This is a genomic window from Erythrobacter epiphyticus (genome assembly GCF_034653295.1).
Classification (GTDB): domain Bacteria; phylum Pseudomonadota; class Alphaproteobacteria; order Sphingomonadales; family Sphingomonadaceae; genus Erythrobacter.
This window is the reverse complement of sequence record NZ_JAYEEU010000005.1, coordinates 95378-120599: the sequence shown is the minus strand read 5'-3', so window position 1 is coordinate 120599 and position 25222 is coordinate 95378. Positions and strand designations below refer to the sequence as shown.

At 64.3% G+C, this 25222-nt stretch carries 34 protein-coding genes; 20 read left to right on the top strand and 14 right to left on the bottom strand.

Annotation, left to right across the window (positions count from 1 at the left end; genetic code table 11):
* The first annotated feature begins 29 nt into the window (after positions 1-29).
* Both SOQ14_RS04370 and SOQ14_RS04365 read left to right on the top strand, forming a co-directional pair.
* The gene (locus SOQ14_RS04370; protein ID WP_322896839.1) at positions 30-647 is read left to right on the top strand and encodes a DUF6445 family protein; all 618 of its coding nucleotides are present in this window, start codon (positions 30-32) and stop codon (positions 645-647) included.
* Positions 648-684: 37 nt separating this feature from the next.
* Positions 685-1281, top strand: a complete 597-nt coding sequence (locus SOQ14_RS04365) for a DnaJ domain-containing protein (RefSeq protein ID WP_322896838.1) — start codon at positions 685-687, stop codon at positions 1279-1281.
* A gap of 3 nt (positions 1282-1284) precedes the next feature.
* Here SOQ14_RS04365 and aac(6') read toward each other — a convergent pair whose 3' ends face one another.
* The 3 genes from aac(6') to SOQ14_RS04350 form a co-directional block, all read right to left on the bottom strand.
* Positions 1285-1731 carry an aminoglycoside 6'-N-acetyltransferase gene (aac(6'), locus tag SOQ14_RS04360; RefSeq protein WP_322896837.1) on the bottom strand — a complete coding sequence of 149 codons (447 nt, stop codon included), beginning with the start codon at positions 1729-1731 and terminating at the stop codon, positions 1285-1287.
* 78 nt (positions 1732-1809) lie between these two features.
* Positions 1810-2181 carry a DUF1428 domain-containing protein gene (locus tag SOQ14_RS04355; RefSeq protein ID WP_322896836.1) on the bottom strand — a complete coding sequence of 124 codons (372 nt, stop codon included), beginning with the start codon at positions 2179-2181 and terminating at the stop codon, positions 1810-1812.
* Positions 2182-2220: 39 nt separating this feature from the next.
* Positions 2221-3060, bottom strand: a complete 840-nt coding sequence (locus tag SOQ14_RS04350; protein WP_322896835.1) for an oxygenase MpaB family protein — start codon at positions 3058-3060, stop codon at positions 2221-2223.
* A gap of 115 nt (positions 3061-3175) precedes the next feature.
* Between SOQ14_RS04350 and cobS the strand changes: the two genes are divergently transcribed.
* Positions 3176-4165, top strand: a complete 990-nt coding sequence (gene cobS, locus SOQ14_RS04345; protein ID WP_322896834.1) for a cobaltochelatase subunit CobS — start codon at positions 3176-3178, stop codon at positions 4163-4165.
* Between the two features lie 46 nt (positions 4166-4211).
* Complete coding sequence (locus SOQ14_RS04340) at positions 4212-6401, top strand: transglycosylase domain-containing protein (RefSeq protein ID WP_322896833.1); 2190 nt, start codon at positions 4212-4214, stop codon at positions 6399-6401.
* Positions 6402-6437: 36 nt separating this feature from the next.
* Here the strand turns inward: SOQ14_RS04340 and SOQ14_RS04335 are convergent, their stop codons facing one another.
* The 9 genes from SOQ14_RS04335 to pyrE all read right to left on the bottom strand — a co-directional run bounded on the left by SOQ14_RS04335 (position 6438) and on the right by pyrE (position 11986).
* Entirely contained in the window at positions 6438-6830 is a 393-nt protein-coding gene (locus SOQ14_RS04335) for a PaaI family thioesterase (RefSeq protein ID WP_322896832.1), read from the bottom strand.
* Positions 6830-7306 carry a PaaI family thioesterase gene (locus tag SOQ14_RS04330; protein ID WP_322896831.1) on the bottom strand — a complete coding sequence of 159 codons (477 nt, stop codon included), beginning with the start codon at positions 7304-7306 and terminating at the stop codon, positions 6830-6832. The genes SOQ14_RS04335 and SOQ14_RS04330 overlap by 1 nt, the downstream gene beginning before the upstream one ends.
* A gap of 58 nt (positions 7307-7364) precedes the next feature.
* On the bottom strand, positions 7365-7850 hold the full coding sequence (ruvX, locus tag SOQ14_RS04325) for a Holliday junction resolvase RuvX (protein WP_322896830.1): 486 nt from the start codon (positions 7848-7850) through the stop codon (positions 7365-7367).
* Positions 7832-8974, bottom strand: coding sequence for a DUF3089 domain-containing protein (locus tag SOQ14_RS04320; protein WP_322896829.1), 1143 nt, complete (start codon positions 8972-8974; stop codon positions 7832-7834). The genes ruvX and SOQ14_RS04320 overlap by 19 nt, the downstream gene beginning before the upstream one ends.
* Positions 8975-8985: 11 nt before the next feature.
* The gene (gene lepB, locus SOQ14_RS04315; protein ID WP_322896828.1) at positions 8986-9879 is read right to left on the bottom strand and encodes a signal peptidase I; all 894 of its coding nucleotides are present in this window, start codon (positions 9877-9879) and stop codon (positions 8986-8988) included.
* A gap of 14 nt (positions 9880-9893) precedes the next feature.
* Positions 9894-10295: a holo-ACP synthase gene (gene acpS / locus SOQ14_RS04310; RefSeq protein WP_322896827.1), complete on the bottom strand. Its 402-nt coding sequence runs from the start codon at positions 10293-10295 to the stop codon at positions 9894-9896.
* Positions 10296-10356: 61 nt separating this feature from the next.
* Positions 10357-10617 carry a pyridoxal phosphate biosynthetic protein gene (locus tag SOQ14_RS04305; RefSeq protein ID WP_322896826.1) on the bottom strand — a complete coding sequence of 87 codons (261 nt, stop codon included), beginning with the start codon at positions 10615-10617 and terminating at the stop codon, positions 10357-10359.
* Positions 10618-10643: 26 nt separating this feature from the next.
* The gene (locus tag SOQ14_RS04300; RefSeq protein WP_322896825.1) at positions 10644-11396 is read right to left on the bottom strand and encodes a pyridoxine 5'-phosphate synthase; all 753 of its coding nucleotides are present in this window, start codon (positions 11394-11396) and stop codon (positions 10644-10646) included.
* Positions 11397-11404: 8 nt separating this feature from the next.
* A complete protein-coding gene (pyrE, locus tag SOQ14_RS04295) occupies positions 11405-11986 on the bottom strand; it encodes an orotate phosphoribosyltransferase (protein ID WP_322896863.1) in 582 nt (193 codons plus the stop codon).
* A gap of 236 nt (positions 11987-12222) precedes the next feature.
* Between pyrE and coxB the strand changes: the two genes are divergently transcribed.
* From coxB to SOQ14_RS04215, 16 genes are all read left to right on the top strand, one after another.
* Positions 12223-13278 (top strand): cytochrome c oxidase subunit II, encoded by a 1056-nt coding sequence (gene coxB, locus SOQ14_RS04290; protein WP_322896824.1) that lies wholly within the window; start codon positions 12223-12225, stop codon positions 13276-13278.
* A gap of 43 nt (positions 13279-13321) precedes the next feature.
* Positions 13322-15028, top strand: a complete 1707-nt coding sequence (gene ctaD / locus SOQ14_RS04285) for a cytochrome c oxidase subunit I (protein ID WP_322896823.1) — start codon at positions 13322-13324, stop codon at positions 15026-15028.
* A 113-nt stretch (positions 15029-15141) separates the two neighbouring features.
* Positions 15142-16080 (top strand): heme o synthase, encoded by a 939-nt coding sequence (locus SOQ14_RS04280; RefSeq protein WP_416232726.1) that lies wholly within the window; start codon positions 15142-15144, stop codon positions 16078-16080.
* Complete coding sequence (locus SOQ14_RS04275; RefSeq protein ID WP_322896822.1) at positions 16077-16202, top strand: cytochrome c oxidase system small membrane protein; 126 nt, start codon at positions 16077-16079, stop codon at positions 16200-16202. The genes SOQ14_RS04280 and SOQ14_RS04275 overlap by 4 nt, the downstream gene beginning before the upstream one ends.
* Positions 16203-16205: 3 nt before the next feature.
* Entirely contained in the window at positions 16206-16808 is a 603-nt protein-coding gene (locus SOQ14_RS04270) for a cytochrome c oxidase assembly protein (protein WP_322896821.1), read from the top strand.
* Between the two features lie 30 nt (positions 16809-16838).
* A complete protein-coding gene (locus SOQ14_RS04265; protein ID WP_322896820.1) occupies positions 16839-17708 on the top strand; it encodes a cytochrome c oxidase subunit 3 in 870 nt (289 codons plus the stop codon).
* Positions 17708-18079: a DUF983 domain-containing protein gene (locus SOQ14_RS04260; protein WP_322896819.1), complete on the top strand. Its 372-nt coding sequence runs from the start codon at positions 17708-17710 to the stop codon at positions 18077-18079. The genes SOQ14_RS04265 and SOQ14_RS04260 overlap by 1 nt, the downstream gene beginning before the upstream one ends.
* Positions 18076-18624, top strand: a complete 549-nt coding sequence (locus SOQ14_RS04255) for an SURF1 family cytochrome oxidase biogenesis protein (protein WP_322896818.1) — start codon at positions 18076-18078, stop codon at positions 18622-18624. The genes SOQ14_RS04260 and SOQ14_RS04255 overlap by 4 nt, the downstream gene beginning before the upstream one ends.
* 12 nt (positions 18625-18636) lie before the next feature.
* Entirely contained in the window at positions 18637-20049 is a 1413-nt protein-coding gene (thrC, locus tag SOQ14_RS04250) for a threonine synthase (RefSeq protein WP_322896817.1), read from the top strand.
* Positions 20049-20939 carry a class I SAM-dependent rRNA methyltransferase gene (locus SOQ14_RS04245; RefSeq protein ID WP_322896816.1) on the top strand — a complete coding sequence of 297 codons (891 nt, stop codon included), beginning with the start codon at positions 20049-20051 and terminating at the stop codon, positions 20937-20939. Before thrC ends, SOQ14_RS04245 begins: the two co-directional genes overlap by 1 nt.
* A gap of 10 nt (positions 20940-20949) precedes the next feature.
* Complete coding sequence (locus SOQ14_RS04240) at positions 20950-21348, top strand: dihydroneopterin aldolase (protein WP_322896815.1); 399 nt, start codon at positions 20950-20952, stop codon at positions 21346-21348.
* Positions 21348-21665: a Rossmann fold domain-containing protein gene (locus SOQ14_RS04235; RefSeq protein WP_322896814.1), complete on the top strand. Its 318-nt coding sequence runs from the start codon at positions 21348-21350 to the stop codon at positions 21663-21665. The genes SOQ14_RS04240 and SOQ14_RS04235 overlap by 1 nt, the downstream gene beginning before the upstream one ends.
* Positions 21658-22722 (top strand): GTP 3',8-cyclase MoaA, encoded by a 1065-nt coding sequence (moaA, locus tag SOQ14_RS04230; RefSeq protein ID WP_322896813.1) that lies wholly within the window; start codon positions 21658-21660, stop codon positions 22720-22722. The genes SOQ14_RS04235 and moaA overlap by 8 nt, the downstream gene beginning before the upstream one ends.
* The gene (locus SOQ14_RS04225; protein WP_322896812.1) at positions 22719-22970 is read left to right on the top strand and encodes a MoaD/ThiS family protein; all 252 of its coding nucleotides are present in this window, start codon (positions 22719-22721) and stop codon (positions 22968-22970) included. Before moaA ends, SOQ14_RS04225 begins: the two co-directional genes overlap by 4 nt.
* Positions 22971-22978: 8 nt before the next feature.
* Positions 22979-23419, top strand: a complete 441-nt coding sequence (locus tag SOQ14_RS04220; RefSeq protein ID WP_322896811.1) for a molybdenum cofactor biosynthesis protein MoaE — start codon at positions 22979-22981, stop codon at positions 23417-23419.
* 68 nt (positions 23420-23487) lie between these two features.
* A complete protein-coding gene (locus SOQ14_RS04215) occupies positions 23488-23913 on the top strand; it encodes a hypothetical protein (protein ID WP_322896810.1) in 426 nt (141 codons plus the stop codon).
* Positions 23914-24016: 103 nt separating this feature from the next.
* Here SOQ14_RS04215 and SOQ14_RS04210 read toward each other — a convergent pair whose 3' ends face one another.
* Positions 24017-24706: a Crp/Fnr family transcriptional regulator gene (locus tag SOQ14_RS04210; protein WP_322896809.1), complete on the bottom strand. Its 690-nt coding sequence runs from the start codon at positions 24704-24706 to the stop codon at positions 24017-24019.
* Positions 24703-25206, bottom strand: coding sequence for a hypothetical protein (locus SOQ14_RS04205; RefSeq protein WP_322896808.1), 504 nt, complete (start codon positions 25204-25206; stop codon positions 24703-24705). Before SOQ14_RS04205 ends, SOQ14_RS04210 begins: the two co-directional genes overlap by 4 nt.
* Positions 25207-25222 lie beyond the last annotated feature (16 nt).

Here is a 25222-nt window from a genome sequence, read left to right as displayed (position 1 = left end):
TGCGATCAGCCTTCTATTGCCGCGCGCCTATGGCCACGTCTTTCATCATCATCGATGATTTTCTCGAAAACCCCGAAGCGATCCGCCAGCTCGCGCTTGGTCTCGATTACCCCGGGCAGAGTGGCAATTATCCGGGGCGCAACAGCGTCCAGCGGCTCGAACTGCCGGGGCTCTCCGATTACGTCTCGCACGTCACGGGCGAACCGTTGAAGCCGATTGAGCCGCTGGAATCGCACGGCAAATGCCGTCTGACGCTTGCCAGCGATCCGCGCACCGCGCGCGTCCATGTTGATGACTCGCAATGGTCGGGTATCCTCTATCTGTCGCGGCCACAGGATTGTCGGGGCGGCACACGATTCTATCGCCACAAGGCGACCGGCACGGATCGTGCACCCATCAATGATGCCGAAGCGCAGGCGATGGGTTTTGGCAGCGTGGCCGAGGCCTGCAATACGATCCTTGCCAAGGACAGCCTGCGGATGGCTGCGTGGGAGAAGACTTTTGAAATCCCGATGCGGTTCAACCGGCTGGTGCTGCTGCGACCGTGGTTCTGGCACACGGCCTGCCCCGGCTTCGGAAATTCGGTCGAGAACGGCAGGCTCATTCAGGTGATGTTCTTCACGCTTGATCCGGCGCGGCTGCGCTGAGGGCACAAATCGTGGGTTTGCGCGTCTAACTTCTCTCATGCCTTCACCACGTTTTCATGGGCGGTTCGAAACCGCAGAGCGCCGCTGCGAGGCGCCCGGCTGCCGCGAGCCGGGCGAATTCCGTGCGCCCGGACGTCGTCCGCATGGCTTTGACGGGCCGGGCGAATGGCGCTGGTTCTGCCTTGATCATGTCCGCGAGTTCAACGCGGGCTATGATTGGTTCGAAGGCATGAGCGCGGAAGAAATCATCGCGGCACAGTCGCCGATTGCCGGCTGGCAGACCGAAACCCGCGCCTTTCGCCCTGATGCAGGTGTCGACGGGATGCCGCGCTGGGCCGATTATGCCGATCCGCTCGATGCCATTTCCGCCCGGGCGCGCGGGATCAAGGCCCGTGCGGCAGACCATGCGCGCGCAGCCGCTGCCAGCGCCCGATTCACCCCCGATGAAGCCCGCGCGCTTGAAGTGATGGGGCTTGGCTCCGACACGGATCGCACCCGCCTGCGTCGGCGCTATTCTGAATTGGTGCGGCGCTATCACCCTGATCGCAACGGCGGGGACCGGCGACATGAGGCACAGCTTGGCGCCGTGGTCGAAGCCTATCAATTGCTCAGGAAAAGCGCGGCCTTGGCCTGATCGTCACAGCATCCGGCGGAAGAAGACAACCCGCTCGGTCTCCTCAAAGCCGACCGCTTCATGGAAGGCATGGCTGGCGGCATTATCAAGCAAGGCATTGGAGGCGAGTTCGGTGCATCCCTTCGCGCGGCCCCACTCCGCCACCGCCTCGACCAGCGCGCGGCCCACGCCGGTGCCGCGCAGCCCAGGCAGGATGAAGGCACCTTCGCCGAAGGCGACCGGCGAGGTATCGCAGCCATCGACATAATCGCGCCGGATGCTGGCCTCGACAAAGCCGATCATCCGGCCCGTATCATCCTCTGCGACAAAGGCGATCTGATCGGGGTTGCCGGATAGGAAGGTCTCGGCAATGTCTGCGGCATGGGTGGCGGCATCGTCATCGGGCCAAAGCTGGGCGCGCAGGTGTGACCACGGCCCGATATCTGCCGCGGTTGCCGGGCGCACCTTCATGCGGCGGTCTCATACAGGGCCCAGCGCGAAATCTGTCCGCGGCTCATCGCGACCGTGTAAAAGGTGAAAGCCGCCATCTCATGCCTCCAGCGTCACGACCGGCGCAAACCCGCCAAAGATCATGCGCTTGCCATCGAACGGCATCGGGTTCTTGACCGGGTCCATCCGCGGGTCGGCAAAATCGGGTGCCATCATGCGGGCCATGCCGGCATCACGAGTGGCCTTGTCGGGCCATTCGATCCACGAAAACACCACGTCTTCATCCTCGGTGGCTTTCACCGCCATGCGAAAATCGGTGTGCTCGCCAGTGGGCACATCATCGGCCCAGCATTCGATCACGCGGGTTGCCCCCATTTCAAGAAACAGCTGATCGGCATGCGCGGCATGGTCGATGAACTTCTGGCGATTGGCCTTGGGAACGGCGATCACAAATCCGTCAACGTAGCGCATGGTCCATGCTCCTCCCGATGGCGCGCCGGTGCGCGCCTTTTACGTCTGCTTGAACGCCCATCTGAGCGTGCGGCCCATCCCCCAGGTCGCCGCGCGCGCAGGCATGGCGACCAGACCGGGATGGCTGAGTCCAAGCATACTGCGCGCAAATGGCGGCAACATGGCGACAGCATCCGCGCCAAGCATCGTCTGCAATCCGGGCGGTGTGCCCTTGGGCCTCTGGTTGAGCACGAGCTGGGCAACCTCGCGCGCGGCGGGAGATCCCGCCAGATCGACCCGCAAGGTGCGGAAGATCGCTTCGGCCTCGCGGCGGGTTTCGGGCACGGGATCAGCCCCGAGTGCGCGGGCAATCAGGGCGAACTGGCGGTAATATTCGTCCTGTTCATGTCCCGGCATGTCCGGGCGGACATGGCGCAGATAACCGGCCAGGAAGCTCTGGGCCTCGGTAACATGCACCCACGCGAGCGTTCGCGGATTGGTGGCTGAATAGGTTGTGCCATCGGGCAGGGTGCCGCCCACCTTGGCGTGGATGCGGTTGACCCGGTCAATCGCTTTCATCGCCTCGTCGCGGTGGGCAAAGGTGGTGATCGCAATGAACCGCGCGGTGCGCCGCAAGCGGCCATGCATGTCCTCGCGGAAATTGGAATGATCGAGCACCCCTTGCAGCGCGTGGGGATGGAGCATCTGGAGCAGCAGCGCACGGATGCCGCCGCTCATCATCCCGACCAGATCGGCATGCACACGCCGGATCGGCGAATCGCGTTCGAACAAAGCCTCGTCGGAAAGCGGAACGGGCTGCTGGCCCGCCGCGGCATCGTTGAAGACGCCGCGCACCCGGTCAACCAGCCGTAAACGCAGGGATTCGATCGGATCGGGCATGGCGGCACTATAGGCCAAGCGCCACACAGCGAAAGCGCCCTCACACAATTCCGCGCACTTTCCCTTACGGCACACCTTGCAGGCCAGCCCCATGCGTTCTAACCCTCCCGGCGCAATGACTTCTCCGATCCGCAAAGAATTCGCCGGCGACAAGGCCATGCCCAGCGCGCCCGACACCACTGTCGATGTCCGCGACACCTTCGGCATTGATGTCGACTGGCAAGTGCCCGCCTTTTCCGAGCGGGATGAACACGTGCCGGAACTCGATCCGTCTTATGTATTCGATCACGATACGACGCTCGCGATCCTTGCTGGCTTTGCCCATAACCGCCGGGTGATGGTGCAGGGCTATCACGGCACCGGGAAATCGACTCACATCGAACAGGTCGCCGCGCGCCTCAACTGGCCGAGCATCCGTGTGAACCTTGATGCGCATATCAGCCGCATCGATCTGGTCGGGCGCGATGCCATCGTGCTCAAGGATGGCTTGCAGGTTACCGAATTCAAGGAAGGCATCCTGCCGTGGGCCTTGCAGCACCCGGTGGCGCTGACCTTTGACGAATATGATGCGGGCCGCCCGGACGTGATGTTCGTGATCCAGCGCGTGCTCGAATTTGATGGGCGCCTGACGCTGCTCGATCAGAACCGCGTGATCACGCCTTCGCCATGGTTCCGCCTGTTTGCGACCAGCAACACGGTGGGTCTGGGTGATACCAGCGGGCTTTATCATGGCACGCAGGCGATCAACCAGGCGCAGATGGACCGCTGGAATATCGTCGTCGCGCTCAATTATCTGCCTGCCGAAACCGAACAGCGGATCGTCAAATCCAAGACGCCCGAGGCCGATGACAAGTTGATCGCCGATATGGTGAAGGTTGCCGATCTCACCCGGCAGGGCTTCATCAATGGCGATATCTCGACGGTGATGAGCCCGCGCACGGTGATCACCTGGGCGCAGAATGCGGCGATCTTCGGATCGGTCGGCTTTGCCTTCCGCTTGAGCTTCCTCAACAAGTGTGACGAGGCCGAGCGCACGCTGGTGGCGGAATACTACCAGCGCGTGTTCAACGAAGACCTGCCCGAAGGCGCGGCGAAGAAGCGCTAGGCAGCGCTTGCCGCGCACTGTTCTAGGCTGCTAACACAGCAGCGCCATGGGGCTATTTGACCGATTCCGCCGCTCGCCGCCGCCCGACAAGGGGCGCGATGATGACTCTGCGGAATTCTATGCCACCTATGAAAGCAGGCGCCCGCTCGATCCTGATGATGAGGCGGACAGGGCGGGCTTTGTCCCGCCGCGCGGTGCGCCAGATTACGCGGCATGGGATGCGCGCCTGTCCGATGTAGATGAGGCCTTGCAGGCCGAGGTGCGCCGCCGCGCCAAGTGGTGGCAGCGCGATTACTGGCGCAAGCGCAGCCGGATCTGGTGGGCCGGGCGCGGCGCGATGGCGGGCGGGGCGGTGTTTGCCCTGCTCGTTGCCTGGCTCCTTGTCACCGCGCCGCTGTCCAAAAGCCTTGAGCCGATCGCGCCGCCGCAAGTCACCCTTTTGGCCAGCGATGGCACCCCGATTGCCCGCAGCGGGGCCGTGGTGGCCGAACCCGTCAAAGTCGCGGACTTGCCGCCGCATGTGGTGCAGGCCTTCCTCGCGATCGAGGATCGGCGCTTCTATTCGCACTGGGGGATCGATCCGCGCGGGGTTGCGCGCGCGCTGTTCAAGGGGGTGGGCGGCGGATCGACCATCACCCAGCAGCTTGCCAAGTTCACCTTCCTGACCCCCGAACAAAGCCTCTCGCGCAAGGCGCGTGAGGCGGTGATTGCGCTGTGGCTGGAAGCCTGGCTGAGCAAGGATGAGATCCTCGAAAGCTACCTGTCCAACGCCTATTTCGGCGATAACCAATATGGCCTGCGCGCCGCATCGCTGCATTATTTCTATCGCCAGCCCGAAAAGCTGCGCCCCGAACAGGCGGCGATGCTTGCCGGATTGCTGCAAGCGCCCTCGCGCTATGCGCCGACGCGCAATTACGAGCGCGCAAGGAAGCGCATGGATCTGGTGGTCGCCGCGATGGTCGAGGAAGGCTATCTCACCCCCGCCGAGGCCAAGCGTCTGCCCGATCCGCGGCTGGATGTGCGGCGGCGAGATGATCGGGTGCCGACGGGCACCTATTTCGCCGACTGGGCGCTGCCGCTGGTGCGCGAAGGGATTGATGTCACCTACAGCGCATCAGTGCTCACCACCACGCTTGATGCGCGCTTGCAGGCGCTCGCCAGCCGGGTGACCTCGCGGGCGCGGCTCGGCGGTGCGCAGGTTGCGCTGGTAGCAATGCGGCCCAATGGCGAAGTGGTCGCGATGGTGGGCGGCAAGGACTACGCGCGTTCGCCGTTCAACCGCGCGACACAGGCGCGCCGCCAACCGGGTTCGACCTTCAAGCTGTTCGTCTATGCCACCGCGCTTCAGAGCGGCTGGACGCCCGAAGACACCATCCCCAACACCGAGATCACGCAGGGCAGTTATCGCCCGCGCAATGCTGATGGGCGCTATTCCGACAGGATTACGCTTGAGGATGCCTTTGCCTTTTCGAGTAATGTTGCTGCTGTGCGCCTGATGCAAGCGGTCAGAAGCAGCAAGGTCATCGATACCGCCCGGGCTTTCGGCATCACCTCGCCGCTCGCCGAAGGCGATCCGAGCCTTGCGCTTGGCACATCGACCATGACCTTGCTCGAATTGACCGCCGCCTATGCAGGGGTGGCGGGCAATGCCTTCCCGGTGCAGCCGACCCCGCTTGCCCGCGCCGAGCCGAGCTGGTGGGAATGGCTGACCACACGCAAGCGCTCGCTGCCACGCCATGTTCACAGCGACCTCGAAGAGATGCTGCGCGCCGCAATCAACCGCGGCACCGGGCGGGCCGCGGTGCTGCCTGTCGCGAATTTCGGCAAGACCGGCACGACGCAGGATTACCGCGATGCACTGTTCGTGGGCTATGCGGGCGGGCTGGTGGTTGGCGTGTGGGTCGGCAATGATGACAACACGCCAATGCGCGGGGTAACGGGGGGCAGCACGCCCGCGCGCATCTGGCGCAACTTCATGAGCGGCGCGCTTGCCCTGCGGCCCACGCCGAAGACGACGAACACGCCCGATCCCGAAGGCCCGGTCCAGCCGCTCGATGGGCCGGAGGCGACCGGCGATCCGGCGACCCAGATCACGATCGACGGGCAGGGGGTTACGATCAGCGGGCAGGTGCAGGGCGTGCCGGTGGATGTGCGGGTCGATCAGGGCGGGGTGGCGATCCAGCCTTCGCCCGCCGCCTCGCCAACGCCTGCCTCTTCGCCAGCGCCGCAACCCTGAGGTCTGTGGCAGCGCGCGAACGACGCCGGGATCCCGTCAGGCCATCAGGATATTCATCACCGCCGAAGCTATCGGCCGTTCCCGATCATCCTGCCACGCTTCCACGGTGATATTGGCGTTGCGCCGCCCGAGCCGTGTGATCCGGCCCAGCGCAAAGGTCGGCCGCGATTTGCCCGCCGAGAGATATTGCACCGTGATGTTGATCGGCTTCATCCCGACCTCGCGACCTTCCTTGTGGAGCACGGTGCGCAAAGCCGCATAGCCTGCGGTTTCGAGCAATCCCGCGGTGGCCCCGCCATGGAAATGCTGCGGGCGGCCTTCGACATTGGGCCCGAAATCCACACTCAGCAGCGGCAAGCCACCTTCCTCCCCCACCACGGTGATGCCGAGCGAGCGGGCATAGGCCGACAGCAATTCGATATCCGCCATCAGGGCTGCCCTCCGCTTCCGGGATTGTCTTTCTGGCGGGGGTCGGCCGCGATGGTCATGAACACGCCGGCGACATGGGCCACGGGATCAGCGGGATCGCCATCATGGGCGATGCCGCGCACAAAGACCGCCGAACGCGTGGTGCGATAGCATTCGACCCGGCCGAGCACGCTTGCCCTTTCGCGGGCAGGGCGCTGGTAATCGACCCTCAAATCAAGCGTGGCAACGGGGGTGAAGGTGCCGGTCGTTTGCCAGATGGCCATGCCGCTTGCCATATCCATCAGGCTGATGATCGGGCCCGAGGCCAACACCGGGCGCGAAGGTTCGCCGAGCAGATCCTCGCGCCATGGCAGTTCGAGCTCGACCCAGTTTTCGCCCAGATCGTGGAAGCGCAGCCCCAGCCAGCCGGTATGGCCGTGCCGGAAGAAATATTTCGAGGCTTCACGCGCATCGAAGCGGGGGAGGGTGTTCGGCATGGCGCGCGGTTTAGGAGCGCGGATAGAGGCGGCGCAAGGGGCTAAATCGCAGTCCGTCCTAGAGGATGCCGCCCGCCAGCCGATCAATTGCACCTTGCAGGATCACCGCAGCGGCATGGCTGTCGATAGCGGCAGCGCGCTTGGCGCGGCTCATATCCTGCCCGATCATGGCCGCCTCGGCGCTCTGGGTCGACCAGCGTTCGTCCCACAGCAGCACTGGCAGACCGAAGGCTTCGGCGCAGTTGCGGGCATAGGCGCGCGAGGATTGCGCGCGCGGGCCTTCCGATCCGTCCATGTTGAGCGGCAGGCCCAGCACGATGCCCTTGATCTGGCGTTGCCTGATGATCTCGCCAAGCAGTTCGCGGTCGCGGCCCCATTTGGCGCGGGTGATGGTCGAGCCATTGCTGGCGAAGCGCCAGCCCGCATCGCAATTGGCGGTGCCGATGGTTTTGGTGCCGAGGTCGAGCCCGAGCAGCGCGCCCCCTGCGGGCAGGGCCGCGGCAAAGCCGCGCGCATCGGTGAAGATCAGCGCTGGCTCGCCCATGCCGCCACGCGCCGGGCCACGTCTGCCTTGGTGTTGGCCCAGAACAGCGGGATGTCATAGACATGGTAATTGTTGCCGGGCAGCACGTAGGAACCCATCTTGGGCGGCGGCCCGATCAGCAACAGTCCGCGCGTGTCGCAGCGTGCCGGGACGGCGCCCGCCACCAGTTCGCCCTGTTCCATGCTGTCTTCGGGCACCAGCGTGCCGAGATTGGCGCGCGCCTCTGCCGCACCGCCGAATATCCCGGTGAGCGGGTTGGTGCAGACCATCGGCGTCGTGCCCGGCGATGCACCATCAAGTGCGGGCATCTGGGCATAGGCCTTGAGCACGGCGGAAGGATCAGCCGGTTCGGCAAAGCTTGACCAGCTGAGGATGCAACCCGCCTGATCGGCTGTTGCACAGGCGGGGAAGCCCAGACCCGGCAGATCGTGCTGCACCGACACAGGCCAGCCAATCAGGTAGGCCGCCGCCAGCCGCTCCGCGACGGGCGCACCGCGCACCTCTTCGGCCAGCAACCGCTTGAGATGCAGTGCACCTTGCGAATGGCCAGCGATCACAATCGGGGTATCGGGGCCGACCGAGGAGAGGAAATAGCGCCACGCTTCGCGCACGTCCTGATAGGCAGCCTCGATGGCAAGGCGTCCTTCGGGCGCATCGGTCAGGAAGGCACCGAAAGTTGCCTGCCGGTAACGCGGCGCCCAGATTTCGCTCGCCGCGTTGAAGGGGCTGGCCATGCCGCGCAGATAGACCCGCGCAATGCGTTCGGCCTCGGCATCGGGCGCATCGAGCGAGGCATTCCAGCGGGTGCGATCAATCAGGCTGGTCGGATGGACGAAGAACACCGCAAAGCGGGGCGGCGCGGCGGCAGGCGCGGCGGGCGGCGTGCTGCCTTCGGCCCAGGCGGGCTGCCAGCGTGCCGGATCATTCACTCCGATACCGGGCCGCGAGTACCACAGCGCCGGGTCTTCATAGGCATTGTCTTCCAGCGGCGTGGTGGGGACGAATTCGGTCGTCGGCACCAGCGCCAGCGCCGTGATTTCGGCCTCGAACCGCTTGTAGATGATGCCCGCCACCAGCACGATGACGATGCAGGTCGCGACAAAATAAAGGAACTTCTTGGCCATCGTGCGCGGCCTTATTCAGCGGGTTTCAGAGGGGTTTCAGCCAACGGTGGGCGCAAGGTCGTCCATGCGCGTTCGGGGCGCAGGCTGGTGAACCAGCTGATCGGGTTCCAGGTGGTCGACCCGTCGAGTGAGAAGGTGATGAATTCGGCACGCCCGCCGATATTGGCCAGCGGCACCCCGTCACCCAATCCGCTTTCTATGGCGCGCGCCCGGCTGTCGGCGCTTTCATCGCGGTTGTCGCCCATCACGAAGACATGGCCCTGCGGCACCACATAGGGCCCGTAATTGTCGAGCATCTGATCGCGATGGTCGATCACCAAATAGGTCGCGCCATTGGGGAGCGTTTCGCGCCAGGTCGGCGGTTCGAAGAAGATGCGGCCATCGGCATCTGTCACGCGGTAATTGTCGAGCGCTTCAAGGCACGGGCGCCCGCGGCAGAGCAGATCGGGCTCGAACGGGATGCGCACCGGCGGGACCACTTCACGCTTGATCGGCGTGCCGTTGAGGATGATCGCGCCGCCCTGCACTTCGATGGTGTCGCCCGGCAGTGCGACCACGCGCTTGATATAATCCTCATCGCGCAGCGGGTGCACCGGGATCACGATATCGCCATATTCTGGCGTGGCCGGCCAGATCCGCCAATCGGCGCGCGGCAGCAGGTGGAAGCTCGCCGAGGCCCACGACCAGCCATAGGGATATTTGCTCACCACCAGACGATCACCCACCAGCAAGGTCGGCATCATCGAGGTTGACGGAATGTAGAACGGCTTGGCGACAAGGCTGTGGAACGCCAGCACGGCCAGCAGCATCAGCGCAAGGCCGCGCACCTCGGCAAACCAGTTGATCTTGTCCGGTGTTTCGGATGCAGGGCGTGTCGTCACTTGCGGGCTTTCGGTGGTGGCCATGGCTGGGGAGCCGATCAGAGTGGGATGGCTTCGATGATCACGAAGGCCTGCGCCCATGGATGATCATCGGTGAGGGTAAGATGAATGCGCGCCTCATGGCCTGTCGGCGTCATTTCTTCAAGCCGCTTTGCCGCCCCGCCGGTCAGCGCCAAGGTTGGCGCGCCCGAGCGTCCGTTGACGACGCCGATATCCTTCATGAAGACGCCGCGGCTGAAGCCGGTGCCAACCGCCTTGGAGAACGCCTCTTTGGCGGCAAACCTTTTGGCGTAGGTGCCCGCAATGGTGAACGGGCGGCCGCGCGCTTTGGCAATCTCGATCTCGGTGAAGACGCGGTTCTCGAACCGCTCGCCATAGCGGGCGAGCGATTGGCCGATCCGCTCGATGTTGCAGAGGTCGCTGCCCATCCCAATGATCATGACGGCTCTCCCAAGCCGTCGCCCCGGACTTGATCCGGGGTCCCGCTTGTCATGCTCAGGTTCATTGGAACGCCCTTATCGTCACCGCCACCAGCAGGCTGACCGCAACAACGTGAAGCATCACCTGCGATTTGAACAGCGGGTGCGCGAAATCGCCCTTCGCCATTTTCAAAGCGCCGACATAGCCAAAGATCTGCAAGGCGATCCAGCCCACCGCGAAGACCCGCATCCCGCGCGCATTGAGCGCCATGCCGAGGAAGCCCAAGGCCAGCAGGAACAGCGCCGCCGCGCCAAAGGCCCAGAGCTTCTGTTCACGTGTCAATTCGGGAGGTGGATTCGCAGCCATCGTTAGCGTGCGGCATCCATCAGCTCGCGCATCCGGCGGATCGCGTTTTCAAGACCGACGAACACGGCCTCGCCGATCAGATAGTGGCCGATGTTGAGTTCCGCGATCTGGGGGATCGCGGCAACCGGCTGGACATTCTCGAAGGTGAGGCCGTGGCCGGCATGCGGCTCGATCCCGTTCTTCGCAGCCAATGCGGCCATATCGGCAATCCGTTTCAACTCGCGGGCGACCTTGTCGCTGTCACCATCAAGAAAGGCGTGGGCATATTCGCCGGTGTGGAATTCCACCACCGGTGCGCCAAGCCGCAAGGCAGCATCGAGCTGGCGTTCATTCGCCTCGATGAACAGCGAGACGCGGATGCCCGCCGCGCGCAATTCCTCGACAATCGGCGCCAGCGTGTTGTCCATCCCCGCCGCATCAAGCCCGCCTTCGGTGGTGCGTTCCTCGCGCTTTTCGGGGACAATGCAGGCGGCATGCGGCTTGTGGCGCAGGGCAATCGCCAGCATTTCGCGCGTCGCTGCCATTTCGAGGTTCAAGGGCAGATTGGTCGCCGCCTGGATGCGCGCCAGATCCTCGTCACGGATGTGGCGGCGGTCTTCGCGCAGGTGGGCCGTGATGCCATCGCCGCCCACCGCGGCGACGATTTCCGCCGCCCGCACCGGATCAGGATGATCGCCCCCGCGCGCGTTCCGGATGGTGGCGACGTGATCAATGTTGACGCCCAGACGGAGCGGACGGGCTTGCGAGGGGTTCATGCGAGGGCTCAGGCTTTGCGGCTGCCGGGCTTGGTGACTGCAATCGCGGCGAGCGCGGCGGGCACTTCGTCCTCGGCGTAGGTGGGAAAATCAAAGGCGACGAGCGGGTAGAACGGCACGCCCAAGTCAACCGTTCCCGCCGAGCGATCAATAATGGCGCACTCGGCGATCACTTCGCCGCCTTCGCGCCCGACAGCGGCAATCGCCTCGCGGCTCGAAAGGCCGGTGGTGACGACATCTTCCACCATCAGCACCTTTGCCCCCGCTTCGAGCGCAAAACCGCGCCGCAGGTGAAAGACGCCTTCGGGCCGTTCGAGGAACAGCGCATCCTTGCCAAGCACGCGGCCGATTTCGTGGCCGATGATGATGCCGCCCATTGCGGGCGAGACCACCACATCGATCGCGGCGCGCACATCGGCCGGGATCGCGGCAACCACGGCTTCGGCAATCCGGGCGGCGCGCGCCGGGTTCATCAACACCCGCGCACATTGCAGATAATGCCCGCTATGGCGCCCGGAGGAGAGTTTGAAATGGCCTTCGAGCAAGGCGCCGCTGGCGCGAAATTCGCCCAGAACATCGTCGAAATTCATCGTGTTGAGAGGAGCGCTATGCATGATAGAGAGGCCTTGTCTTGTGGGGCGTGCCCGGCGCATTCTTGCGCGAGGGGCATGGCTGCTTGCATAATTTTCTCCCTAGAAGCGCTTGAGGCACCCCGCAAGCATCGCTAAGGGCCAAAGGTGGAGGGTTGGCACGTGTGCCGGCTTTTGCGCTGTGCGCTGCGCGAGTGGCAAACAGCATGGGATCAGTTTTACAAACCTTTAGGCACATGAAGATGGGTCATATGCACACCCGTATCAAACAGGCTACTGTCGCGGCGATCGCCGCAGGTCTGGCGCTGGCCGCGCCGATTTCCGCCACCGCGCAGGATGCGCCCGCTGCGGCTCCGGCCACGGCGGTTGCCGCCGATCCGATGGTCACGCAGGCAACTCCGCCGAGCGAGGCTCAGGTCGAAGCGGTGACCGAAGCATCGACCCTGCCTTCGGATTACACCCCGATGGCGCCCACCAAGGGCAAGGGCATGCCGACCTCCTATGAGGACGATGCGATCAAGAGCCTGAGCTTTCAGGATCAATACACCGCCAACGGCGAATATGCGCTGTGGATGCATGATGCGATCCTGCTGCCGGTGATCACCATCATCAGCCTGTTCGTGCTGGGTCTGCTGCTTTACGTGATCCTGCGCTTCAGCCGCCGGGTCAACCCGGTGGCCTCGCGGGTGACGCACAACACCAAGCTGGAATTCATCTGGACGATCATTCCGGTGCTCATCCTCGTGGCGATTGCCTATCCCTCGCTGACCCTGCTGGCGCGCCAGTATGAAACCCCGCCGGAAGATGCGGTGACGGTGAAGGCGATCGGCTACCAGTGGTACTGGGGCTATGCCTATCCCGATCACGGCGATTTCGAGATCGTCTCGAACATGCTGCCCGAAGAAGAAGCGGTGAAGCGTGGTGAGCCGTTCCAGCTTGCGGTGGACAACCGCATGGTCGTGCCCGCTGGCGTGCCGCTGCGCATCCAGACCACCGCTTCGGACGTGATTCATGCCTTCGCGGTGCCCTCGCTGTGGTTCAAGATGGACGCCGTTCCGGGCCGCCTCAACGAAAAGCTGCTCGTGATCAAGGAGCCAGGCGTGTATTATGGCCAGTGTTCGGAACTGTGCGGCTCGCGCCACGCCTATATGCCGATCACGGTCGAGGCGCTTCCGCCGGAAGATTTCGCCAAGTGGGTGCGCGCGCAGGGCGGCACAATGCCAGGCGAAGCGGAAGCACCGGCGCAGGCCGCAGCTGCACAGCCTGCTGCCAAGCTTGCTTCGGCCCAGTAATTCGCAAATTTCATACGATTTAGTCACCTGAGAGTATCAGACCATGGCAACCACCGCAGAAGGCTTTGACATCCATCACGATGATCATGCCCACGATCATGCCGATCACAAGCCGGGCTTTTTCGCCCGCTGGTTCATGTCGACGAACCACAAGGATATCGGCACGCTTTACCTGATCTTCGCGATTATCGCGGGGATCATCGGTGGGGCAATTTCGGGGATCATGCGTCTCGAACTGGCCGAGCCGGGGATCCAGTATCTCCACTGGTGGGCCCAGTTCATGGGTGGCGGCAATGATCTGAACACCGCGCTCCACATGTGGAACGTGTTCATCACTGCGCACGGCCTGATCATGGTGTTCTTCATGGTCATGCCCGCGATGATCGGTGGCTTCGGCAACTGGTTTGTGCCGCTGATGATCGGCGCGCCGGACATGGCCTTTCCGCGCATGAACAATGTCAGCTTCTGGCTGACCGTGGCCGGTTTCTTCAGCCTGCTGTTCTCGATGTTCGTGCCGGGCGGTTCCGGGCCGGGCGCGGGCGTGGGCTGGACGGTCTATGCACCGCTCTCGACGACGGGCTCGGTTGGTCCGGCCGTCGACTTTGCGATCTTCGCGCTGCACCTGTCGGGCGCAGGCTCGATCCTCGGGGCGACCAACTTCATCACCACCATTTTCAACATGCGTGCGCCGGGCATGACCCTGCACAAGATGCCGCTGTTCGTGTGGTCTATGCTCGTCACCGCCTTCCTGTTGCTGCTGGCGCTGCCGGTGCTGGCTGCCGCCATCACCATGCTGCTGACCGACCGCAACTTCGGCACGACCTTCTTTGATCCGGCGGGCGGCGGCGATCCGGTGCTCTACCAGCACCTGTTCTGGTTCTTCGGCCACCCGGAAGTCTACATCATGATCCTGCCGGGCTTCGGCATGATCAGCCAGATCGTGGCGACCTTCAGCCGTAAGCCGGTGTTCGGCTACCTCGCGATGGCCTACGCCATGGTCGCGATCGGCGTCGTCGGCTTCATCGTGTGGGCGCACCACATGTACACCGTCGGCCTCGACGTGAACACGAAGATGTACTTCACCGCTGCCACCATGCTGATCGCGGTGCCGACGGGTGTGAAGATCTTCAGCTGGATCGCGACGATGTGGGGCGGCAGCCTTACCTTCAAGTCGCCGATGGTCTGGTCGCTGGGCTTCATCTTCCTGTTCACCGTCGGCGGTGTGACCGGCGTGGTGCTCGCCAATGGCGGGATCGACGATAACCTCCACGACACCTACTATGTGGTAGCGCACTTCCACTACGTGCTGTCGATGGGCGCGGTGTTCTCGATGTTCGCCGGGTTCTACTACTGGTTCCCGAAGATGAGCGGCCGGATGCATTCGGAGCTTCTCTCGCACCTGCACTTCTGGACGTTCTTCATCGGTGTGAACGTGATCTTCTTCCCGCAGCACTTCCTCGGGATGCAGGGCATGCCGCGCCGCTATCCGGACTACCCGCAGGTGTTCCAGTTCTGGCACGAGATCAGCACCTACGGCTATTACATCATGGCCGGTTCGATGATCTTCTTCTTCGTCAACATCGCCTATGCGCTGATGGCGGGCCGCAAGGCGGAAGCCAATCCGTGGGGTGAAGGCGCAACGACGCTCGAGTGGACACTGCCGAGCCCGCCGCCGTTCCACCAGTTCGAAACGCTGCCGGTGATCACCGACGCCAACGACTACCACGATCACCGTCCGGCAACGGCGTGATGTGACAGGGCCTGTCCGGCGGTGACCACAAGGGGTCGCCGGACAAGGACGCAAACCATCTAGGGGGGCGCGGCCAAGGGTCGCGCGCTCTCACACATGAAGCAGATGCACGAATGAGCATGGACGCAACCACCACCAGCACGGCGAGCGGCACTCCGATGCCGACGGAGTGGCGTGATTTCTTCACGCTGACCAAGCCGCGGGTGATGACGCTGGTGATCTTCACCGCGATCTGCGGCGTGCTCGCGGCGCCGGGGAGCATTCACCCGGTGCTGGGCTTTACGGCGATCCTTGCGATCTCGATGGGGGCCGGCGGTTCGGCGGTGCTCAACATGTGGTGGGAAGCCGATATTGACGCCGGGATGAAGCGCACCATGAACCGTCCGCTGCCCGGTGGGCGGATGCGACGAGAGGATGCGCGAGATTTCGGGATTTTCCTCTCGGCGGTATCCGTCGCGCTGATGGGCGTTGCGATCGGCTGGCTGGCAGCGGCGCTGCTGGCGCTGGCGATTGTCTATTATGCTGTGATCTACACCATGTGGCTCAAGCCGCGCACCCCGCAGAACATTGTGATCGGTGGCGGCGCGGGGGCCTTCCCGCCGATGATCGGCTGGATTGCGGTGACTGGCGAAGTTACCGCCATGCCGATCCTGCTGTTCGCGATCATCTTCTTCTGGACCCCGCCGCATTTCTGGGCGCTCGCGCTGTTCGTGCAGTCGGATTACGCCAAGGTCGGCATTCCGATGTTGCCGGTGGTCGCGGGCGAAAAGCCGACCCGCCGCCAGATCTGGTGGTACACGCTGGGTCTCACCCCGATTGCGATTGCCCCTTGGGCGATTGGCGGGACAAGCTGGATCTACGGCATGACTGCCGTGACGCTGTCGGCGCTGTTCATGTGGCTCGCCTGGCCGGTGGGCCAGCGGATGCGCGCCGAAGTCGACACGATGCTGCCTGAAAAGAAGCTCTTCAAGTTCAGCATCTATTACCTGTTCGCGCTGTTTGCCGCGCTCGTGCTCGATCGCGTCGCGGCCTATCAGGGGTGGATCGCATGACGCCCGAAGAACAGGCCGAATTCACCCGCCGCCGCAAGGCGCGCAATTATGTCGTCGCTGGCACGCTGCTGTTCTTCGTGGTGCTGTTCTACGCCATCACCATTGTGCGGATGGGGGATTGAGCGATGGCTTCGCAACCCGCGCCCCTGCATGACGATATGACCCGCCGCAACGCGCGCGTCGGCCTGATGGCGGCGGCGGGCGCGCTGGCAATGCTCGGCCTCGGCTATGCGGCAGTCCCCCTTTACCAGATGTTCTGCCAGGTGACGGGCTTTGGCGGCACCACCATGAAAGCCACCGAAGATGATGCGGCGCGCGCCGCGGCGGTGGCGACCGGGCAGAAAATCTCGGTGCGCTTTGACGCCTCGACCTCCGCCGGGATGCCGTGGATTTTCAAGCCGACCGATGCGACCCAGACGGTCACCATCGGCCAGCGCGATATTGCCACCTATACCGCGCGCAATGATGGTTCGGAGCCGATCACCGGGGTTGCGACCTTCAACGTGACGCCGGAGCAGGCGGGCAAGTATTTCAATAAGATCCAGTGCTTCTGTTTCACCGAACAGACGCTCGCACCGGGGCAGGAAATCACCATGCCGGTGCTTTATTACGTCGATCCGGCCATGCTCGATGATCCGAACATGGCAGGGGTTCAGCAGATCACGCTGAGCTACACTTTCCACCGCGCGAAAGAGCCGCAGCTGGCGGCTCTGGACAGCACCAATTGATCCGCACATCCTAGGGACGGGAACTTCCACATGGCTGGCAAAGTAAACCACGAATACCACATTCTCGAACCCGATATCTGGCCGCTGGTCGGCTCGATGTCGGCGCTCACCTTCACCAGCGGCATGGTGCTGGGCTTCCACCCCGAAATTTTCGGGGCGACTAGCTCGTTCGTGATGTGGGCAGGCCTCGCCGGTCTGATCGCGACCTTCTTCATGTGGTTCAAGAACATCGTGGTCGAGGCCGAGCGCGGCGATCACACTCCGGTGGTGCAGCTGCACATGCGCTACGGGATGATCCTGTTCATCGCTTCGGAAGTGATGTTCTTCGTTGGCTGGTTCTGGAGCTTCTTCGACTTCGCGCTGTTCCCGACAGCCTTGAGCTATGACGCGGCTTCGGACGCGACCACCAGCCTGTTTGGCGAAGCGGGGGCGATTGCCTCGTTCATTCCCGAAGGCATGGAAGTGCTCGATCCCTTCGCGCTGCCGCTGCTCAACACGCTGATCCTGCTGTGTTCGGGCACGACGGTGACCTGGGCGCACCACGCGCTGATCCATGGTGATCGCGTGGGGCTGAAGCAGGGCCTGTGGGCGACGATTGCACTCGGCGTGCTGTTCAGCGCGATCCAGGCTTACGAATACAGCGTTGCGCCCTTCGGCTTCGGCGGCAATACCTATTCGAGCGCCTTCTACATGGCGACCGGCTTCCACGGCTTCCACGTGCTGGTTGGCACGATCTTCCTCGCCGTGTGCCTCTACCGCGCCTATCTCGGCCACTTCACGCCGCGCCAGCACTTCGGCTTCGAAGCAGCCGCGTGGTACTGGCACTTCGTTGACGTCGTGTGGCTGTTCCTGTTCGTCGCCATCTATGTGTGGGGCGGCTGGGGCGCTGAATTCCATTGATGCAGCCGGGCGAAAGTCCGACAGAACACGAAGGGCAGCCGGGATTGGTCTCGGCTGCCCTTCATGGTTTATGCCCGCGCTGCGGCGCGGCGAGCCTGTTTGCCGCCCCGGCGGCGGTCGCGGATACCTGCCGGTCATGCGGGCTCGCTTTCCGCCCGCTTGAACGAGGGAGCCGCTGGGCCGGGGTGTTCACTCTGTTGTTGGCGCTGGTGCTGACCATCCTTGCGCTGACGGTTGACTGGCTGCTGGCGCCGCCGCTGTGGCTCCAACTCGCCTTCTGGGCACCGGTCACGGTGGGCGGCGTGATTTTCGCGCTGCGCCTGTTCAAGACCGTGCTGCTTTACGCCGCATACGAAAGGACACATGCGTGACCCGCCGCTGGCCCGTCATCCCGACCATCATCGTGCTGGCCGCCGTTGCGACCATGATCGGTCTTGGCGTCTGGCAATTGGGGCGCATGGACGAGAAAGCCGCGCTTCTCGCCCGTTATGAGGCCGCCGCTGGTGCCGAGGGCGAGGCCACCTTCCCGCTGCAAGGCGAGGGTGCGGAAGTCTGGTTTCGCCGGGCTACGCTGCTGTGTGAGACGCCGTCGCGGATCGAGCCGGTGGCTGGCACCTCCGCGCGTGGCCAAAAGGGCTGGGTGCAGCGCGCCACCTGTGCTTCGGGCGCGCTGGTCGATATCGGCTTCACCCGCAAGCTGGCGACCCCGGACTGGACGGGCGGCACGGTGACGGGCGTGATTGCGCCGGGGCCGCGGCTGGTGGCCGATCCCGCTGTCGCCGGGCTTCAGGCGATGGCCCGGCCCGATCCCTCGGATCTGCCCAATAATCATCTCGCCTATGCCGGGCAGTGGTTCTTCTTCGCGATTACCGCCTTCATCATCTACGTGCTGGCCTTGCGGCGGCGAGGGCGCTAACCGCCTTCGCCTATGCAATATGTCTCGACACGCGGGAGCGCACCGACGCTCGATTTCGAAGGGGTCACGCTGGCAGGCCTTGCCAGCGATGGCGGGCTTTACCTGCCGGCTGAGTGGCCGCGCCTGTCGCCTGACGAAATCCGCGGTCTGCGCGGTCTACCCTATCCCCGGCTTGCTGCGCGCATCATGCAGCCCTTCGTGGCGGGGAGCCTGACCGAGGCCGAGCTGTTGGCTGTGTGCGAGGCTGTCTATGGCCCGTTCGGCCATGCCGCTGTCGCACCGCTGGTGCAGCTTGATGAAACGCATTGGCTGCTTGAGCTCTTCCACGGGCCGACGCTCGCCTTCAAGGATGTGGCGCTGCAACTGCTTGGCCACCTGTTCGAGATCTTCCTCGAACGGCGCGACCAGCGCCTCACCATTGTCGGCGCGACCAGCGGGGATACCGGCTCGGCCGCGATCCAGGCGGTGGCCGGGCGCACCCGCAGCGAGATTTTCATGCTGCATCCCGCAGGCCGGGTCAGCGATGTGCAGCGCCGCCAGATGACAACCGTGCGCGCGCCCAATGTGCATAACCTTGCGATCGACGGCAGCTTTGATGATGCGCAGGCGCATGTGAAGCGCATGTTCACCGATGCCGAGGTGACAGGCGTGCTCAATCTCGGTGCGGTCAATTCGATCAATTGGGCGCGGCTGATGGCGCAGGTGGTCTATTACTTCTCCTCCGCGCTGCAATTGGGTGCACCTGACCGACCCGTCGCCTTTTCGGTGCCGACCGGCAATTTCGGCGATGTCTTTGCCGGTTATGTCGCCGCCAAGATGGGGCTGCCGATTGCGCGCCTGATCGTCGCTACCAATGTGAATGACATCCTGCACCGCGCGCTTTCGAGCGGCGATTACTCCGCGGGCAGTGTCACCCCCACCTTCACGCCGTCGATGGACATTCAGGTGTCCTCCAATTTCGAGCGCCTGCTGTTTGATGCCGGTGGGCGCGATGGCGCGGCGCTGGCGGAGCAGATGCACCGCTTCGAAGCGACCAAGGTGATGCAGCTTACCAACCGCCAGCGCGAAGCGACCGCTGCGCTGTTCACCAGCGCGCGGGCCGATCAGACTGAGACCGCGCGCGCGATGCAATGGGCCTCGCGCAATGCCGGACAGGTGATCGATCCGCACACCGCCGTCGGCCTCCACGCGGCGCGCGCGGTTGCTATGGCTGGCGATATTCCGTCCGATGTGCCGATTGTCACGCTCGCCACCGCCCATCCGGCGAAATTCCGCGAGGCGGTCGAACGGGCAATCGGGGTGCGCCCGGCCTTGCCTGCGCGGGTCGGCGATCTGTTCGGGCGTGAGGAGCATTTCACGACGCTTGGCGGTGACTATGCCAGCGCCCGCGATTTTGTGCTGGGCCACGCTGCGCGCAGGGCCTGATGGCAGTCCTGATCGAAACACCGCAGGTGATGGCCTGCGCCGGCTGGGAGAGCTATCGCCTGCTCGATAGCGGGGCGGGGCGCAAATATGAGGCCTTCGGCCCCCATGCCTTTATCCGCCCGGAGCCGCAGGCGATGTGGCAGCCACGGCGGGCGCAGTGGCCTGCGGCAGGCGAATTCATTCCCGGCTCGGACGAGGATGGCGGCGGGCGCTGGCAGTTCGCCGAGCCTCTGCCCGATGAAGGCTGGCCGCTCGGGTGGGACACGGTGCGCTTTACCGCCAAGCCGACGCCGTTCCGCCATCTGCAATTCTTTCCCGATATGGCCCCGGTGTGGGACTGGATGCGCACCCAGCTTGGCGGGATGAGCGAAGCCGAAACGCTCAACCTGTTCGGCTATACCGGGCTCGGCACGCTCGCGCTGTCGCAGCATGGCCGGATCACCCATGTCGATGCCTCAAAGAAATCGGTGGCGCAGGCGCGCGCCAATGCCGCGCTTTCGGGTATGGAGGACCGCCCGATCCGCTGGCTCACCGATGATGCGGCGAAATTCACCGCGCGCGAGGTGCGGCGGGGCAAGCGTTATGATGGCATCATCCTTGATCCGCCCAAGTTCGGGCGCGGGCCGGAGGGAGAGGTGTGGCGGCTTGAAGAGCATCTGCCCGGCCTTGTCGCGGATTGCGCCCGGCTGCTCGATCAGGACAGCCGCTTCCTGTTCCTGACAGTCTATGCCGTGCGGATGAGCAGCCTTGCGATTGCCGGCTTGCTGGCCGAGGCGCTGCGCGATCTGCCGGGCCAGATCGAACATGGCGATCTGGCGGTGCGCGAAGAAGGAGCAGGCGGGCGCCTGCTGCCGACCGCGATCTTCGCGCGCTGGTCAAATCCCGGCTAAGGGCGCGCTCATGGTAACCCGATCCGATTCGCTCATCCTTGAAGTCAATGATCTCGTCGTGGATGTCCTCACCGGCATCTATTCCGAGGAAACGGGCAAGCCGCAGCCGCTGCGCATCTCGATCGCGGCGCGTTACGCGGTGGCGGATCGCTATGATCCCGATACCCCGCTTGATGCCAGCAAGAACTACATGGACCTCAAATTCGCGGCCAGCGAAGGGCTGCCCAGGGGCGTCCATTTCAAGCTGATCGAAGCGGTGGCCGATCACATCTGCGAAAGCCTGTTCGTGGGCGATGCGCGGGTCGAGGCGGTGACCGTCAAGATCGTGAAGCTCGCGATTGCCGAGGCTGATGAACAGATCGGCATCACGCTCCACCGCGAACGGCCGCTGCCCCACGGGGCGCGGTGATGCAGCAGCGGCTGGAAGTCGGCGCTCTGCCCGACAGCCCGCTCGATGCGGGGGCTGCTGTCATGGCACTGCATCTGCTGCAGGCACGCGCCCTGATCGAAGCGCCGGGTGCCACGGCCCTCGCCATCATTCTCCCGCCCGCAGACAAAGCGCATGGCGATTGGCGGCGCGCGCTCGCACGCGATCTGGCGCGTGAATATGCCCCCAAGCGCGCCAATATCGTCGCTGCGCTGCCCGGCGCGGCATGCGAGGCCATGCTACAGTTTTTATCAGATGCGCAAGGCGTGACGGGCCACTATTGTGAGGTCCATGAATGACCAGTCCGGCCCTTTTGTCCCGCGCAGGCGTGATCTGATTGTGGTCCGCGCGGCGGGTGACAGGGGGCCACCCTTGATCGATGCCTTCCAGCGGCGGATTTCCTATCTGCGCCTGTCGGTGACGGATCGCTGCGATCTGCGCTGCGCCTATTGCATGCCCGAGCAGATGCAATTCCTCCCCAAGGCCGAGGTGCTCACTCTCGAAGAGCTGTACGAACTCGCCACCGGGTTCATCGCGCGCGGGGTGACCAAGCTGCGCATCACCGGGGGTGAGCCACTGGTGCGGCGCGACATCATGGATCTCTTCACCGCGCTCGGGCGCAGGCTCGGGCATGATCTGCACGAATTGACGCTGACGACCAATGGCACCCAGCTTGCCCGCCATGCCGAAGGTCTGGCGCGGGCCGGGGTGCAGCGGGTAAACGTGTCGCTGGATACGCTTGACCCCGCGCGGTTCGCCGCGCTCACGCGGCGCGATGTCCTGCCTCAGGTGCTCGAAGGCATTGCTGCGGCGAAGGAGGCGGGCCTCAAGGTCAAGCTGAATGCGGTCGCGCTCAAAGGCTACGCGGATGAATTGCCCGATCTCATCGCGTGGGCGCATGGGCAGGGCCATGATGTTACCCTCATCGAGGTCATGCCGCTCGGCGATGTCGAGGAAGAACGGCTCGATCAATATCTGCCGCTCGATGCCGTGCGCCGCGATCTGGAAAAGCGCTTTACCTTGCGCGACATTGCTTTTTCCACTGGCGGCCCGGCGCGCTATGTCGAGGTGGCGGAAACCGGCGGGCGGCTCGGCTTCATCACGCCGCATACCGGCAATTTCTGTTCGGGCTGCAACCGGCTGCGGGTAACGGCGACCGGCCAGCTCTACCCCTGCCTTGGCGGCGGGGAGCGGATTGATCTGCGCGCTGCGCTGCGCTCTGACGATCCCGAGCGCAATGTCGCGCTTGCCATCAACGAAGCGCTCGCGATCAAGCCGGAAAAGCATCATTTCCGCATGGACGCGCGCGGGGCTGCGCCCGCCGTGGCGCGGCATATGTCCAGCACCGGGGGATGAGGGTGAAGGGCATCGGGATCGTGTTTCTCGGCAAACTGGCCGATCTCGCCGGTGCGGGCGCGCTGGTGGTCGATGGGCCGCTCGATTGGCCGGGCCTGCTCGCGCGCTTGCCCGAACCGCTGGCTGAAGCCGCCCAAGACCCGCGCAACCGGGTTGCGGTCAATGGTGCGCTGCTGGCGGACAAGGCCGCGCTGCAAGCCGCGGCAGGCGACGAGATTGCCCTGCTTCCGCCTGTTTCTGGTGGCTGACGTTGCCGATGCGCGACATCCGTCTGCTCGATCAGATCTTCATCCCCGGCAGCCTGATCGGCCCGTTCACGCAGGCCAATCCGGGACTGGGGGGCGTGTGCACCTTTGTCGGCGAGGTGCGGGCTGATGACGGGGTCGAGGCGCTCGAACTCACCCATTACGCGCCGCTGACCCTGCCCGGTATGCACCAGTTGGCTGACAGCGCCTTTGCCCGGTTTGATCTGATGGGGCTGCTGATGGTCCACCGCATCGGGATGATGCGACCGGGTGAGCCGATTGTCTGCGTTTCGGCCGCAGCGCTCCACCGCCGCGATGCGATTGATGCGGTCGACTTCTGCATGGACCATCTCAAGAGCGCAGCGTGGTTCTGGAAGCGCGAGAAGCGCGCTGACGGGTGGCGCTGGATCGAACCGCGTGTGCAAGACCACCGCGATCTCGCGCGGTGGTGATTTGATCTCGCTCAAGGCGCGGTAGGCTGGCGAATCGTAGTCTCTCCTTCACACGAGGAGGACACCCGATGAGCAAGCAGGTTCAGGATATCATTGCCCGCGGCGAAGCCCGCATTGTTGAAGCCCCGGTGCAGGGCAGGCATCAAGTGGATCGCAATTTCGGGCTGCCCGCAGCGCTTTATGGCTCGATGGTGGGTTGCTATCTCGGCTTTCTCGCGATTGCCGCGCTCGCCTTTGGCAATCCCGCTCTCGCGATCCCGCTGGTGATCTTTGCCGTGGCCATTCTTGCAGGGTTCGGCGTGCCGACGATGTGGACGCGGCTCCGCGATAATCCCGGCGCGCCGCCCACGATGGGTGAATTTGCCCGCGACGGGGTGATGACCAACACCGGGCGGCTGAGCGCTTCGGATGCGGCGATCCAGATGCTCACCCTGCCAGTGCTGGTGCTGGTGTGGGGCGTGGTTGCTTTCGTGATTGCCGCGCTGGTCCGCTGAACCACTCTGGCTGAACAGACCGACTCCCTCTTCAGGGGCAATGGCTACGGACCCGCCATTGCCCCTGTTTTTTGCCTTGTCGCCACCTTCGGCGCAGCAAAGATTATCGGCCTGAGATATCGTGCAGCATCTGGGCATCGCGCACGGTAATGCCGCGTTTGCCCTTGCGGATGATCGCGCCCATCTCTTCCAGCTCACCAAGCTTGCGGCTGACGGTTTCGATGGTGAGGCCGAGCATGTTGCCCATCTCGCCGCGCGTCAGCGGCAATTCAAATTCACGCGCGAGATGGCAGGATGATTCGCTCGCCGCGGCCGCAAAATCATGCAGCAAGGCGGCAAGCCGCGCCTCGGCGCTGGCATGGCCCGTGAGTTCGAGCAGGCTGCGCGAGGCCAGCAGATCGGCCTGGCTGCGCTTGAGCAGGGCGCGCGCCAGCGCGGGATAATCATTGATCGCGCGCTCGATATCGCCGCGGGCAAAGGTGCACAGGCGGCTTTCGGTCAGGGCCACGACATCGTGATGGGCAAAGGGCGCGAACAATTCACCGATGAAACCGGCCGGGTGCACCAGCGCGAGAATCTGTTCATTGCCATCCTGATCGATCGCCGCGACTTTCAGCGCGCCGCTGATCAGCGTGGCGCAGGCGGCATCCTCGTCGCCCGCGGCAAACAGCATTTCGCCGCGTTTGAGGGTGCGGGTCCGCCCGGCTGCCGCCATGGCGTCACGCTCCTCCGGGGTCAGCACCGCGCAGGCGGCATTGTCACGAACCGGGCATGTGCTGCACGCAAGGTTCATTGCCCCAACTCTCGCCACAGCGCGTCAAGCGCGGCATCTTGCCTTTTGAGCAGCGCCAGCACCTCGGCCTGCGCGGCGGTGATCGGCGCGGTTTCGCCATAGGTGGCCGCCGCGTCAGCCGCGAGCCGATCGAGATCGCCCAGCGGCATGAAGGTCGTGCTGCGCAGCGCGGTCAGATCAGCAAGCGCCACCAGCGCCCGTGCGCGGGCATCGCTTTCCGCGCCTTGTCCGCGCGCCCGCGCAACCAATGTGGCGGTGGCGGGCTGCTGTTTGGTAAAGGCCGCGGCTGCGGTCTCGGCCTGCTGGCGCAGCGCCGTGATCCGCGCCAGATCGGCGGGCTGTGCCGGCGCGGCAGGCGCCACAGGCGCCGTGGCGGTGATCAGCGGGCGCTTTTCCGCCTCGCGCAGGGCAAGCGAGGGATAGGGCCCGCCATCGCTGGCACAGCCCGCCAGCGCCAACGCGCTTGCCAGCCCGGAAACAGAGGTTGATCGCAGTCCCATACCCATCCCGCCTGCT

Excerpts from the sequence above, each read along its gene's own strand:
- SOQ14_RS04205 (WP_322896808.1), bottom strand. The coding sequence starts at position 25,206 with ATGGGACTGCGATCAACCTCTGTTTCCGGGCTGGCAAGCGCGTTGGCG.
- SOQ14_RS04335 (WP_322896832.1), bottom strand. The coding sequence starts at position 6,830 with ATGGCGGATATCGAATTGCTGTCGGCCTATGCCCGCTCGCTCGGCATC.
- lepB (WP_322896828.1), bottom strand. The coding sequence starts at position 9,879 with ATGGCCACCACCGAAAGCCCGCAAGTGACGACACGCCCTGCATCCGAA.
- SOQ14_RS04330 (WP_322896831.1), bottom strand. The coding sequence starts at position 7,306 with ATGCCGAACACCCTCCCCCGCTTCGATGCGCGTGAAGCCTCGAAATAT.
- SOQ14_RS04370 (WP_322896839.1), top strand. The coding sequence starts at position 30 with ATGGCCACGTCTTTCATCATCATCGATGATTTTCTCGAAAACCCCGAA.
- SOQ14_RS04210 (WP_322896809.1), bottom strand. The coding sequence starts at position 24,706 with ATGAACCTTGCGTGCAGCACATGCCCGGTTCGTGACAATGCCGCCTGC.
- SOQ14_RS04215 (WP_322896810.1), top strand. The coding sequence starts at position 23,488 with ATGAGCAAGCAGGTTCAGGATATCATTGCCCGCGGCGAAGCCCGCATT.
- cobS (WP_322896834.1), top strand. The coding sequence starts at position 3,176 with ATGACTTCTCCGATCCGCAAAGAATTCGCCGGCGACAAGGCCATGCCC.
- SOQ14_RS04235 (WP_322896814.1), top strand. The coding sequence starts at position 21,348 with ATGCAGCAGCGGCTGGAAGTCGGCGCTCTGCCCGACAGCCCGCTCGAT.
- SOQ14_RS04220 (WP_322896811.1), top strand. The coding sequence starts at position 22,979 with ATGCGCGACATCCGTCTGCTCGATCAGATCTTCATCCCCGGCAGCCTG.
- acpS (WP_322896827.1), bottom strand. The coding sequence starts at position 10,295 with ATGATCATTGGGATGGGCAGCGACCTCTGCAACATCGAGCGGATCGGC.
- pyrE (WP_322896863.1), bottom strand. The coding sequence starts at position 11,986 with ATGAATTTCGACGATGTTCTGGGCGAATTTCGCGCCAGCGGCGCCTTG.
- SOQ14_RS04355 (WP_322896836.1), bottom strand. The coding sequence starts at position 2,181 with ATGCGCTACGTTGACGGATTTGTGATCGCCGTTCCCAAGGCCAATCGC.
- ruvX (WP_322896830.1), bottom strand. The coding sequence starts at position 7,850 with ATGGGCGAGCCAGCGCTGATCTTCACCGATGCGCGCGGCTTTGCCGCG.
- SOQ14_RS04270 (WP_322896821.1), top strand. The coding sequence starts at position 16,206 with ATGGCTTCGCAACCCGCGCCCCTGCATGACGATATGACCCGCCGCAAC.
- thrC (WP_322896817.1), top strand. The coding sequence starts at position 18,637 with ATGCAATATGTCTCGACACGCGGGAGCGCACCGACGCTCGATTTCGAA.
- ctaD (WP_322896823.1), top strand. The coding sequence starts at position 13,322 with ATGGCAACCACCGCAGAAGGCTTTGACATCCATCACGATGATCATGCC.
- SOQ14_RS04240 (WP_322896815.1), top strand. The coding sequence starts at position 20,950 with ATGGTAACCCGATCCGATTCGCTCATCCTTGAAGTCAATGATCTCGTC.
- SOQ14_RS04225 (WP_322896812.1), top strand. The coding sequence starts at position 22,719 with ATGAGGGTGAAGGGCATCGGGATCGTGTTTCTCGGCAAACTGGCCGAT.
- coxB (WP_322896824.1), top strand. The coding sequence starts at position 12,223 with ATGAAGATGGGTCATATGCACACCCGTATCAAACAGGCTACTGTCGCG.
- moaA (WP_322896813.1), top strand. The coding sequence starts at position 21,658 with ATGAATGACCAGTCCGGCCCTTTTGTCCCGCGCAGGCGTGATCTGATT.
- SOQ14_RS04260 (WP_322896819.1), top strand. The coding sequence starts at position 17,708 with ATGCAGCCGGGCGAAAGTCCGACAGAACACGAAGGGCAGCCGGGATTG.
- SOQ14_RS04340 (WP_322896833.1), top strand. The coding sequence starts at position 4,212 with ATGGGGCTATTTGACCGATTCCGCCGCTCGCCGCCGCCCGACAAGGGG.
- SOQ14_RS04320 (WP_322896829.1), bottom strand. The coding sequence starts at position 8,974 with ATGGCCAAGAAGTTCCTTTATTTTGTCGCGACCTGCATCGTCATCGTG.
- SOQ14_RS04265 (WP_322896820.1), top strand. The coding sequence starts at position 16,839 with ATGGCTGGCAAAGTAAACCACGAATACCACATTCTCGAACCCGATATC.
- SOQ14_RS04300 (WP_322896825.1), bottom strand. The coding sequence starts at position 11,396 with ATGAACCCCTCGCAAGCCCGTCCGCTCCGTCTGGGCGTCAACATTGAT.
- SOQ14_RS04275 (WP_322896822.1), top strand. The coding sequence starts at position 16,077 with ATGACGCCCGAAGAACAGGCCGAATTCACCCGCCGCCGCAAGGCGCGC.
- SOQ14_RS04245 (WP_322896816.1), top strand. The coding sequence starts at position 20,049 with ATGGCAGTCCTGATCGAAACACCGCAGGTGATGGCCTGCGCCGGCTGG.
- SOQ14_RS04365 (WP_322896838.1), top strand. The coding sequence starts at position 685 with ATGCCTTCACCACGTTTTCATGGGCGGTTCGAAACCGCAGAGCGCCGC.
- SOQ14_RS04280 (WP_416232726.1), top strand. The coding sequence starts at position 15,142 with ATGAGCATGGACGCAACCACCACCAGCACGGCGAGCGGCACTCCGATG.
- SOQ14_RS04350 (WP_322896835.1), bottom strand. The coding sequence starts at position 3,060 with ATGCCCGATCCGATCGAATCCCTGCGTTTACGGCTGGTTGACCGGGTG.